This window comes from Atopobacter sp. AH10, from assembly GCF_003664595.1.
In the GTDB taxonomy this organism is placed as follows: domain Bacteria; phylum Bacillota; class Bacilli; order Lactobacillales; family Aerococcaceae; genus Atopobacter.
Genome location: NZ_QXPZ01000018.1, coordinates 1 through 12168 on the forward strand (window position 1 = coordinate 1; position 12168 = coordinate 12168).

The 12168-nt window shown below is 39.9% G+C and carries 8 protein-coding genes and 1 pseudogene; 8 read left to right on the forward strand and 1 reads right to left on the reverse strand.

Translation table 11 applies throughout. From position 1 onward, the window contains the following. Window positions 1–62: 62 nt before the first annotated feature. Window positions 63–311: pseudogene (locus D3H64_RS03665) on the forward strand (winged helix-turn-helix domain-containing protein); the annotation flags it as partial. A 200-nt stretch (window positions 312–511) separates the two neighbouring features. Here D3H64_RS03665 and D3H64_RS03670 read toward each other — a convergent pair. Next, a complete protein-coding gene (locus D3H64_RS03670) occupies window positions 512–2812 on the reverse strand; it encodes an LTA synthase family protein (RefSeq protein WP_121564888.1) in 2301 nt (766 codons plus the stop codon). A 181-nt stretch (window positions 2813–2993) separates the two neighbouring features. On the opposite strand from D3H64_RS03670, the gene D3H64_RS03675 reads away from it, so the two are divergent. The 7 genes from D3H64_RS03675 (at window position 2994) to D3H64_RS03705 (ending at window position 12097) form a co-directional block, all read left to right on the forward strand. Next, window positions 2994–4154, forward strand: a complete 1161-nt coding sequence (locus D3H64_RS03675) for a class I SAM-dependent rRNA methyltransferase (protein ID WP_121564890.1) — start codon at window positions 2994–2996, stop codon at window positions 4152–4154. A 106-nt stretch (window positions 4155–4260) separates the two neighbouring features. Beyond that, entirely contained in the window at window positions 4261–4962 is a 702-nt protein-coding gene (locus D3H64_RS03680) for an ABC transporter ATP-binding protein (RefSeq protein ID WP_121564892.1), read from the forward strand. 9 nt (window positions 4963–4971) lie between these two features. After that, complete coding sequence (locus tag D3H64_RS03685; protein ID WP_121564894.1) at window positions 4972–7704, forward strand: ABC transporter permease; 2733 nt, start codon at window positions 4972–4974, stop codon at window positions 7702–7704. A gap of 517 nt (window positions 7705–8221) precedes the next feature. Beyond that, complete coding sequence (locus D3H64_RS03690; RefSeq protein ID WP_121564896.1) at window positions 8222–8743, forward strand: hypothetical protein; 522 nt, start codon at window positions 8222–8224, stop codon at window positions 8741–8743. A 268-nt stretch (window positions 8744–9011) separates the two neighbouring features. After that, window positions 9012–10253 carry a CapA family protein gene (locus D3H64_RS03695; protein WP_158589216.1) on the forward strand — a complete coding sequence of 414 codons (1242 nt, stop codon included), beginning with the start codon at window positions 9012–9014 and terminating at the stop codon, window positions 10251–10253. Between the two features lie 160 nt (window positions 10254–10413). Beyond that, window positions 10414–10854, forward strand: coding sequence for a glycoside hydrolase family 73 protein (locus tag D3H64_RS03700; protein ID WP_158589217.1), 441 nt, complete (start codon window positions 10414–10416; stop codon window positions 10852–10854). 85 nt (window positions 10855–10939) lie between these two features. Next, entirely contained in the window at window positions 10940–12097 is a 1158-nt protein-coding gene (locus tag D3H64_RS03705) for an ATP-grasp domain-containing protein (RefSeq protein ID WP_121564903.1), read from the forward strand. Window positions 12098–12168: the final 71 nt, after the last annotated feature.

Below are 12168 nucleotides of genomic sequence, written 5' to 3' on the forward strand. Positions count from 1 at the left end.
AAATTTACATGGCGTCTTTTTTTTTCACAATTGAGTGGCTAAGTTCATTCTAAAATCCACCGAAAATTTTGGAAGAACTCACTCCAAAAGAATTTAAAATTCTAGAAAGTCTAGCAGAACATCCAAAACAAGTCTTTTCAAGAGATCATTTATTGAATTTAATCTGGCAAGACCACTATTTGGGTGATGGTCGAACTATTGATGCTCACATTAAGAAACTTCGTCAAAAAATGTCTGTAGCTGGTCCAGATGTCATTCAAACGGTTTGGGGAGTAGGCTATAAATTTGACGATAGCCATGTGGTTTTATAGGCATAGTTTCTTAGTGCTTTAGTAGCGCTGCTTTCAAATAGAATATAAGTAAAAAGGCCGCTTCAGAGGAGAGAATAATATCTGAAGTGGTCTTTTTGGGCAATTTGTCAAATGTTGGGGGAGGACAGCCCCCGCTATATGCAAATAGCTCGAGCCCTCTTTTTATGGAGGAACTCGAGCTATTTTACTTTTAAAATCTTCTATTTAGCCTTTTCTGCTAAAGTGTTGTAGTCTGGCAAGCCCTTCTTCTTGGCTTTAGCTTTTGCTTCCTTAATGGTAGATTCCAATTCAGGAGCATCAGTTTTATAAAGACCATAAGTCGTCTTGTTCCCATGTTGAGAAAGGACGGAGCGGTAGTTCTTGCCAAGTGCCTTGATTTGTTTGTCGAGGCGACTGAGGTTATCTGAATAATTTAATGTGGTTTGATCGATTGCTTTGAAGCCTTCTGGTTGATAGAAGCGTAGCAAGTCGTTGGACAAAATTTCTGAAGAGAAGTCTAGAGGTTTTTGAGCTTCCTCTACTTTAGCTGTAATAGCTGCTTTTTCTTCTTCTGTTAAACGATCTGTTAGCTCTTCACCAGTCTTAGTATCGTAAATCTTGCTTTCAATCACAGTATATTTTGGAGTGACTAAAGTACCATTACGGAAGATGACTTCATTTGGATGATCTTTTGCTAAGAGGTCATGACCAAACATAGCATATTGATCAGTCTTGATACCTAATAGGTGGAGTAAGGTTGGCAACATATCGATTTGACCACCGAATGTGCTTTGGATACCAGCTTTAATACCCTTCTTGGAAATGCCAGGGATGTAGAACAAAGCAGGGATACGTTGAATTTGTGCGTTGTTAAAATCTCCCCAATTTTCAGCATCAGCATTAGGCAAAGCAGTTGCTAAAGCTTTGTTACGTGAATTAGAAATACCATAGTGATCCCCGTAGAAAACAAATACGGTGTTTTCTAATAAACCAGCTTTCTTCATGTAGTCGAAGAATTCTTTCAAAGCTTGGTCTGCATAGTGAGCTGTATTGAAGTAACCGTTAACCGTTTCATCTTTAGTATGCATCTTAGGGAAAGAGGCATTCTTTTCTTCATAAGGGAATGGGAAGTGGTTACTTACGGTAATCATCTTGGAGTAGAATGGTTGAGGTAATTGTTCTAAGTAAGGAATTGAATCACGGAAGAACAACTTGTCTTTCAAGCCATATTCCAAGGAGTTTTCTTTGTTAAGAGCATAGTATTGGGAGTCGAAGAAATAATCAACGCCCCATTTCTTGTAGCTGTCATTTCTGTTCCAGAAGGAGCCTACGTTACCGTGGAAGACAGCAGAAGTATAGTTTCCGTTGTTGCGTAAAATATTTGGCGCAGCTTGGAAGGTATTATCTGAACCGAATTGGCTAACGGCAGAACCTTGGCTTAAACCGAAGATAGAGTTTTCCAGCATTAATTCAGCATCAGAAGATTTACCTTGACCAACTTGGTGGAAAACGTTGGAGAAAGAGAAGCAATCATTACTGTGATAGAGACTATTTAAGAATGGTGTCGCTTCAACTTCTTTACCATTTTCGTCTTTAGCCTTGTAGTCGATCAGGAATTGTTGGATACTTTCCAGGTGAAGGACGACAACGTTACGACCTTTAGCGATCCCGAATGTTTCTGGATTTGGTTGAACTTGGTGCTTTTTGATGTAATCCATGATAGGTTCCATTTCGGATTCATCAGCTTCAGCACGGACTTTGTTGGCGTGGACGGCTTTTGCAACATCCCAACCAGAGAAGAAGTCCAAACCAAGGTATTTGACTAAGTAGTTACGGTCGAAAGTTCTTAACAAGAGTTGTGGACGGGAAATTTCTGCTAATTGCAAATTCAAACCGAAAATCACAACCGCTAGAGCAGCTAAGGATAGACCATAGCGTTTGTTAAAGCGGTGAGATTGTTCCCGACCAAGGAATTTTTTCTTAGCGGCCCAGACAATTAATGGAAGGTCGATCCAGTAAATGAAATCGTACCATTTCATTAATGCTCCTAAAGATCCTGTCATACCAGTCATCTTAAAGCTTTGGGAGCTGAATAAGGACTTGGCAGTTAGGAAATCACTGAATTCCCGATAGAATAGGATATTACCATAGAGAATAAGCGTTTGGAGAACAACTAATAATAGTAGTACTCGACGACTGTGCTTTTCTTTAGAAACAAGTAGGGACAAAGAGTAAAAGAATAAGCCAAAAGCGATAGGGTTTAACCAAAGAATAATATGTTGGAAGACCCCTTGAACACCAAGTGAAAAATCCACATAATAAGCTATAAGGGTCTTTAACCAAAGAAATGCTGTTGCAAATAAGATTAATTTGACCCGAGGATGCTTGGCGTTTTGTCTAATTTCATTTACCCCACGCATGAGCAAGCGTCGGATTGAGAAGTTCTTGAAAGAAATTCTCTTCATTTTATAATCATCTACCTTTTTATGATATCGTTTTTTTGTTACTTTAAACCAATGCATGACGGAACGACCTCTTGCAAATGAGACAGGGGTCACGTTTAGCTTGGCAAGTCAGAGGAGTATTAGCTCTTCAAACTCATATGTATAATTTACTGATACTGATCGATAAAGTCAATCCATTCTAAGTCGTAATGACTATTTTTTAGTAAAATCTTATCAATTGAGAGGGGATGCATGAAAAGTGCGGCATATCAAGCTAAATCAGCCTTATCCAAATTTAGAAAGGCCCTTGCTGAAGAGGGAGCAAATCGCTGAAAAGGATAGTAGCGATTCTGGAGAATTAGTGCTTCTTCAAACGGCTCAAGGGCAAGACATTGGAGTGGCTTTAATGGGAGCAGAGCAAAAGAGTGTGGCTTGTTTGATTAGTGATAGAAGTGATGTAACAGCCGATCAGTGGCTTACACAATCTGTCAAAAAAGCCATAGAGAAAAGGAAAACTTATTTTTCTGATCAGGAGACGACAGCTTTTCGTTTAGTAAACGCTGAAGGAGATAGACTGCCTGGCCTTACTATTGATTGGTATGAAGGTTATTTAGTCGTGAATATTTATACTAAAAGTATGCAGCTATACTTAGACAAGATCATGGAATTGATGAAAGATTTCTTGCCTGTCAAGGGGGCTGTCCTGAAACGGCGCTACCATTCTATTAATGAGGCTGATTCAAAGTGGATTATGGGAGAAGTTGCTCCTGAGCCATTAGTCGTTAAAGAAAATGGATTGAATTATGCTTGCTATTTAAATGAAGGCTGGATGACTGGGATCTTCCTCGACCAGCATGAAGTTCGTCGATATTTATTGGAAACGAGTCGACCTAGTGACCGCCTGTTGAATTTATTTTCTTATACAGGAGCTTTTTCTCTTGGGACGGCTAAAAAAGGTGGACATACGACCAGCGTGGATGTGGCCAATCGTTCAAGGAAGTTAACGGAAGAACAGTTCCAGGTCAATGGGATAGATCCTGAAAGTCAATCGATTTATGTGTTCGATGCCTTTAAATTCCTTCCATATGCGAAACGGAAAGGTATGTGTTTTGACCGGATTGTCATTGATCCGCCAAGTTTTGCTCGGACGAAAAAGAGGGTGTTCAGAATAACAAAAGATTACCCAGAGTTGATAGAAGAGAGCCTTTTAGTTTTGAATAAAGGAGGGGAATTAATCCTATCCACCAATGCGGCAAATTGGACAGCTAAGGCCTACGATCAAATGATTGCGGATAGCATGAAAAAAGCTGGGAGAAAGTATAGCTACCTCAAATCGTTTGGCCTACCCAATGACTTTCCTACGCCTAAGCAGTCTTTGCTGAGCCACTATTTGAAGGTTCGTGTGCTCAAAGTCGATTAAAAGGGGTCTGCTAGGCTGAAAGGCAGGATGAAAGTACTGAAAAGGCAAATGAAAAACACTATAATATAGATGAAAGGAAGCTCTTGGAAGCAAGGAGGGATGGTCAGTGGCGCATATTCAATTGATAGACGAATCCAAAATATATCGGGATGGCGACAGCGAAACCCGGGCAAATGATGGAATTAGTTTTAGCATTAATAAAGGACATTTTGTCGTTATTCTAGGGCCAAGCGGAGCCGGCAAGTCTACACTGTTAAATATTCTGGGAGGTATGGATCAGCCAACTTCAGGAAAGGTGATAGTAGATGGACAAGATATTGCTCAAATGGATGAGGGAGAATTGACCAATTATCGTCGCTATCAAGTGGGTTTTATTTTCCAAAATTATAATCTTGTCCCTAATTTAACGGCTAAGGAAAATGTGGAATTAGCCAAAGAAATCACTCAAGCTAAGGTTGATCCTGATGAGATATTGGAATCGGTTGGTTTATTGGATAAAAAAGATCATTTTCCAGCTCAATTATCGGGTGGAGAACAGCAACGAGTCTCCATTGCTCGGGCTATTGCTAAACAACCAGCACTCTTATTATGTGATGAACCCACAGGAGCTTTAGACTTTGAAACAGGGAAACAAGTGCTGAAATTATTGCAGGAAGCTTCTATAAAGCTTGGGACTACAGTTATTGTTATCACACATAATCAAGAAATTGCTAAGATGGCAGACCAAGTGATTCATATTTTAAACGGTCAGGTATATAAGGCTCTTCATCAGGACAATCCTTTGAATGTTGAAGAGATACAATGGTAGGTGATAGCAATGCCTAAAATATATTTACGGGCTATTTTTAGAGATGTCAAGTCGCATATCGGTCGCTTTATGGCGATTTTGATGATTATTTTCTTAGGGATAGCTTTCTTTGTCGGTGTAAAGGCAGCAGGACCCAGCATGAAGGGGACGGCAGATCGATATTATCACAAATCCCATTTGGCTGATTTGACACTTATTTCTAACTATGGACTCACCAAAGATGATCTAGATTGGGTGAAGGGAAAGGTTAAAAGAGCAGATGGTGTGAAAGCCATGCCTTTAACCTTAAAAAATCCATCGGCGACTTTGAATGTGATGGCTTATAACAAGGACAACCAGTTGAATCAATTAGTGGTCAAGTCTGGACGATTACCCAAGAATGATCATGAAATAGTGATGGATAGTTTTGCGCAACAAAGGTTAGGCTTACATTTGGGGCAAAAATTACATTTACTAGATGAGAATCAGAAGAATAAAGAAGGGAAAGGATCGCAGGAGCAATCTTTGCAATTGCTTCAAGCAGATTTTACCCTAGTAGGTTTTGTTCAATCACCAGAGTTTGTTGAGCGAGGATTTAGAAGCTTAGCGCAAAGTGATATACATTATGATTATTTTGCTTATGTAGGAGAAGGCGCCATTAAGGGTGAAATTTTTAGCAAAATATTAGTCGCTAATGATTATAGAGATCATTTTGATAGCAAGGCTTATACGGACAAGGTAGACCAATTAAAAAAGAAGATTCAAAGAGGATCCAAATCAAGGCGAATAGCTAGACGAGACGAGATCAATAAAAAGGTATTAGAAGAAATAAGGAAATCTAAGGATAGACTGGCTCAAGCGAAACATAAATTAGCTGAAGGGCAGAAACAATTAGATGAAGGAAAGCGGCAAATTGAGCTGATGAGGAGCCAATTTGGTCAAAGTCAAATGCCGGCTCTACTGGCAAAAGCTGAGACTTTTAAGAGAAAGGAAAGCGCATTTTTAGCAGAAAAAGAAAAGAGAGAGAAAGAGATCAGAACGGCCGAGGAAGAGATTGCTATTCAGGAAAGGGCGGTAAAGAATAGGCAACTTCCTAAATGGTATCTTCTAGATCGCAATGCCAATCCTGGTTACGCCGAATTTTCGGATAATGCAGAACGGATTTCGGCTATTGCTTCCGTATTCCCTGTCTTTTTCTTCCTTGTTGCTGCTTTGATGAGTTTTACCTCTATGAAACGGATGATCGATGAACAACGGTTACAAATAGGGATGTACCGAGGAATGGGCTATAGTCGGCAACAAATTATGGCCAAATATCTCATTTATGCACTATTAGCCACAGTGTTAGGATCAGGTTTAGGTTTAATGGTGGGCTATCCGCTTTTCCCTCCTTTGATTTATGGGGCTTATAGTTCCCTCTATAATATTCCAGATTTTAAAGTGGTGACTTCTATTGTTGATAGTACGATTGCTGTTTCTTTTGCCCTTTTCAGTACAGTGGGGGCAGCAGTTTTTATTAGTTTGAGAACGTTAAGAGAGGTACCGGCACAACTCTTACGGCCTAAACCACCCAAAAAAGGGAAACAGATTTTCTTAGAACGTTGGGAATTCTTTTGGAAAAGAATCAGTTTTAATCGTAAAATGACCCTACGCAACCTTTTCCGTTATAAGGGTCGAAATGCTATGACTATTTTAGGAGTGGCAGGTTCTACAGCTTTGATAGTGACGGGATTTGGGATTAATGACTCGATTTCTAATTTGGCTCACCAACAGTTCCGAGAAGTCATTACATATCAAGGAATCGTTCGCTTGGATGAAAAAGCTGAACATGTCAGCCGTAAGCAAGTTCTAAAAAGTCTTGAAAAAGAAAAGGGAATTCAGGAGATTGTGCCAGTTTATACGAAAGAGCTAACCCTTGAGGTGGCTGGGGGATATGAGGAAACGGCTAGTCTGATGGTTCCCTTAGATAGCCAGTTTAAAGATGTGGTAGATTTGCGCAAGCGCCTATCACAAGAAGAGATTAAGTTAAAGGACGATGGAGCCGTTGCAACAGAAAAGCTGTCAAAACTTTTAAAGGGAGAAAAGACCTATCAAGTTACTGGATTAGATAGGGAATGTCGCCTACCGATCAAGGCTATAGCAGAAAATTATCTGGGGCACTATCTCTATATGACAGACAAAGGCTATCAATCTTTCTTTGGTCAAAAAGCCCAATGTAATGCTGTTTTGGTTAAATATAAAGACCCATCCAATAAGACTTGGGAGCGGAATTTGATCAACCGACTATCCCATAAAAAGGCGGTAAGTTCTTATGTCTCTTTGGCTGCTGTTTATCGAAGCTTTCAAGATGCGATTAATGGTTTATCGATTATTACCACAGTCTTGGTTATTTCAGCTGGCTTGTTAGCTTTTGTAGTTCTCTTTACTTTGACTCAGATGAACATTCAAGAACGTCGCTTAGAATTAGCCACGATAAAAGTTTTAGGCTTTTATAATAGAGAAGTTTCTTGGTATATTTTTCAAGAGCTCTTGATCTTATCGGCTTGGGGGATCTTTTTAGGAGGAGGCTTAGGGTATGCCTTAAATGCCTTTGTACTCAAGACTTGTGAGATCAATAAGATGCTTTTCCCACCGACAGTTAGTTGGCAAAGTTACTTGTATTCAGCGCTTTTAACCCTGCTATTTGCGGCTATCGTGATGGGCTTTATGGCAATTAAACTCACCCGAGTCAATATGGTAGAGGCCCTGAAAGCAGAAGATTAGCTGAAAGACTAGTGAGAGGAAGCAGAAGGTCAGCTGTAAAACTATAGCGGATAGTCAGAAGATAAGGGAAGACGATTGATAAAGACTAAGCACTGTTTGAAGAAGAAACATTTACTGTAGAAGTGTTTCTAACAACAAGCAGTGCTTTTTTTGCCTATCTTATATTGCTTAAGGAGCCTATTCAAGAAGACTAGTAGCGGATCATTGGGGAGTTTATGGAGACTTTTTGACTGTTTACCACTAGGAGGAATAAAGAAAAGGAGCTATTTACCCCCGCTAGGAAGAATGAAGAAAGAAAAGGAGCTATTTAACCCCACTAGGAAGAATGAAGAAAAGACGCACGTTTACCCCCATTAGGGAGAATAAAGAAAAGGCGCACGTTTACCCCGCTAGGAAGAATGAAGAGAAGTAGCACGTTTACCCCCCACTAGGAAGAATGAAGAAAGAAAACTAGCTGATTTAACCTAAAAGGTGTATTATAAAGGAAAGGCTTTCTTTATTCAAAGGGGGGAGTAAGATGCAAGATGCATTAGTTAAAATAGTCTTAGACACTATCCATGAACGTTATGTGAGCGAGAATGCTTTTTATAGCACCAGATTGGGGATTGCCCCGCAAAGTTGGACCAGGTGGAAAAATGGACAGCGTGGTTTTAAATATGACAATATGCGGATTCTTTCTAGTTTATTTACGGATTATGAGTGGATGTTAGTGCAAAAGGTTACTCGTAATGCTCAAGTTTTAACCGAAGTAGAAAGAGACCCTGTTTATGAATACAAGCAATTAAAAATAGCTGTAGCCAAAAAATGGTTAGCAAGTGGTTTGTGCCAGTCGGAATGGTATGAAACAGAAACCGATAATCAAATTATGAGAGATGGCGTTGCTTGCCTAAGATTAGTGATGGCAGCAGATTTTTGGTCTTACGCTGATATGATTGAATTACGGGTGCCAAAATCCACTCAAATAAAATTAGCCACAGCTCCTAAAGCCTTGTTGGAGTGGTTAGAAACAGATGCCATAGAAAGTGTGACACGTGCTTAAACGCATTTTAAAAGACTTAGGGAAAGAGAATATGAAGGCTAACTTACTTCGATGAAAGAACCCTGGTCTAGCGCTAGATAGATTTAGGGATAGCTGTAGCGATAGGATAAAGATAAGCAAGTCGAATAAAAGATATGAGACCTTTTGAAAATCTATCCAACGATAGACAAGCTTGTATTCTTTATATTATGATAATAGCTAAAGAGTATATAACGGGTCATCCTCCTTTTGATGGAGATAAACGAGCTGGATGGACGGGAGGATAAAAATGGAAGGGAAAACAGGCAGAGGGAACTTAGTTGGATGGACGGGTCTCGTGTTGACGATGCTCCTTTTAATAACGGGATGTCAGTCTCATTTTTGGGACAAACAAGGGAGCAGTGGCCAAGAAGTGAAATTGCTTGCCATTGGGGATAATCTTATCCATAGTTCGGTTTATGATGCAGCCGATGCAGAAGATGGAGTGATGGATGGGAAATATAATTTTAAACCTATGTATAAGGCGATTAAAGGAAGAGTTAAGTCGGCAGATATTGCTTTTGTTAACCAAGAAACGATTATTTCAGGGAAACAGTATGGCTTGTATGGCTATCCAAAGTTTAATACGCCAGAAGATGTGCTGCCTGCCCTGAAAGATACAGGATTTACGATTGCTAATGCCACAACTAATCACTCTCTAGATCGAACGGATCAAGGGGCTTATAATGCCATCAAGAATTTTAAGCGCTATAAAATGGATTACATTGGGATCAATGCTTCAGCTAAAGAAGCCAAAAAAATTAAAGTAGTGAAGAAGAAGGGGATAAGCTTTGCCTTTTTAGCCTATACTTATGGAACGAATGGGATTCAAGCTAAACATGATTATACAGTGAATTATATTGATGCTAAACGGATTAAAGGGGATGTCAAAAAAGCTCGTCAACAAGCAGATATAGTGATCGTTTCCATGCACTGGGGGACTGAAAATAGTTTTGCTCCTGATGACTGGCAGGTGAAATTGGCTAAAAAAATGGCTGATTGGGGTGTTGATTTAATTATCGGCACTCACCCTCACACTATCCAACCCGTCAAATGGGTAAAAGGTAAAGGGAATCATAAGATGTTAGTGACTTACTCCTTAGGGAATGGCTTAAATGGTATGCTAGAGACACAAAACATGTTAGGCTGCTTGTTCACTTGTAAGTTCGTGAAAGCAAATCAAAAGATCCAATTGAAAGAGCCAAAGATGGAGCCTATTGTCAGTCATTTTGAACGGATTGGTGAGATACCAGTTGATGTGGAAAGTTTAAGGAAAAATGCGCCAAATGCTGATCATGTCAACTATACTTTTAAATTCCGACTCTATCCATTAAGTGAATATAGTGAAGACCAACTATCTCGTCATTTTATCAACGTCTATCAAGGTGAAAATGCGCATATGGAAGACCTTCAAAGGTTATATGATCGGGTGATCTCTAAAGAATTCAGAAAGGTGACGCATGAAAATAAGGAGAAGACGAAGCAAAACTAGTTATGTCAAGCGAATGGGGAGAGGGCTAGGGGTAGTTTTGACCCTGGCCTTCTTTTCAATAGCTATTGTCTGTCTTTTGGGTAGGTGGGTATTCAATCCAGCTCCGCCCATGGACCCTGTAAGGCAGGAGAGAGAAGCTTTTTTCCAAGAATTAGCACCAATGTCAAAAGAAATAGCTAGGCAAACAGGCTTAAAAGCAAGCGTGGGGTTGGCACAGGCGGCTTTAGAGTCAGATTTTGGCAGTAGTGGTCTAGCTCAAAAATATAATAATCTATTTGGGATTAAAGCAGGGCCTAATGAACCGCAAGTGTTGCTTGAAACCAAGGAGTATGAAAATGGAGAATGGATAGAAATAAAGGCTCCTTTTCGGGTGTATAAGTCAAAAGAAGATTGCTTGTGGGCTCATGTGCGCTTGTTACAGAATGGGACGACATGGAACGCTAATCAGTATCAAGCTGTTTTTCTAGCGCAAACTGTTGAAGAGCAAGTGCAAGCTTTAGGAAGTTCGGGCTATGCAACAGACCCAGATTATACCGCTAAATTAAAAGAAATGATCGAACAATACCAACTCAAACGATTTGATCAGCTAAATGAAAAATGAACATAGGAAAAGTAAGGAAATCATCAGACAAATTGGCGTATTTCTGCTAAAATGTGAGATGACGAATTCAGAAAGTAGGGATTAGATGAAAGCGCCAATTTTACCTGGACAAGTATTTGGAATTATCGGCGGGGGACACGAAGCAGTCTTCCTTGCCTTAACTGCAGCGCGTATGGGTTACTCAGTCAGTTCTTTTGTTGAAGATCCAGATGATGCCATGCATTATGTACCGGTGAAGGTCACAGTTGGAAGTTACCAAGACGAAAAAGCTCTGATGGAATTCGCTAAGGCGACAGATGTGATCACTTGTGTGACAGGTGCAGTAGAATCTCCTGTATTAAATACCTTATCAGAAGTGACACGTTTTGATCAAAATAGTGATATGATTTATTTAGAACAAGATGCATTTATGGAAAAGGCTTTGTTGGAAACAGCAGGCGTGCGGATTCCACGATATCAATTAGTAACGAACGCAAGTGAATTGAAAGAAGCTGTAGAGGAATTAGACTATCCTTGTATCTTAAAATGTTCCCGCTATGACCATCGGAAAGTGGCGCCATCCGTTATTTTGGAAAAGGAAAAAGACTTAAAACAAGATGGGGTAGAAAAGATTCTCTCGTCGGGATCGGCTCTATTAGAAGTTTTCATTGACAAGGCTCAAGTTCTTTCTCTAGGGGTAGCCCGAAATGCGCAAGGGGATAGTGTCTTATATCCTTTAGTTAGCTTGGAGGAAGAAAATTATCACTATAAACGAGCTTTTGTACCAGCTCAACATGGGATGTCTGTGGTGATTGAAGCCCAGTCCATGGCTGAAAAATTGAACCAAGCCTTGCAGACGGTGGGGATGTTATCCATCAAGTTGCTTTTGAGCCCTCAAGGAACCCTTTATGTGCAACATGTGGCTAATCGACCAAGTTTATGGTTGGATTATTCCATGACTGTTACAACAGTATCTCAATATGAAACGCATATTCGTGCTATAACTGGCCTGCCTTTGCCAGCAGTAGAACTCTTTTCTATGGCCATTTCTACGCCAATTCAGCCGAAAAATATGGAAGCTATCTTCATGCAAACAATGACCAAAGATAACTGGCATATCAGTGTTCATCATTGTGATGATACGAAAGAACCGAATTGCTTTGGGGATGCCACTGTGATGGCGACTAAGGCAGATGAATTATACCGTAGTTTTAATGATATTGAAGATGAACAATTCCATTTTGAATGGCAAAAACCCTACTAAAAGTAGATATAACGAAGGATCAATGAGTCATAGCTCTGCTCTGGCTCATTTTTTCAGTCAGGCTCCTAAAG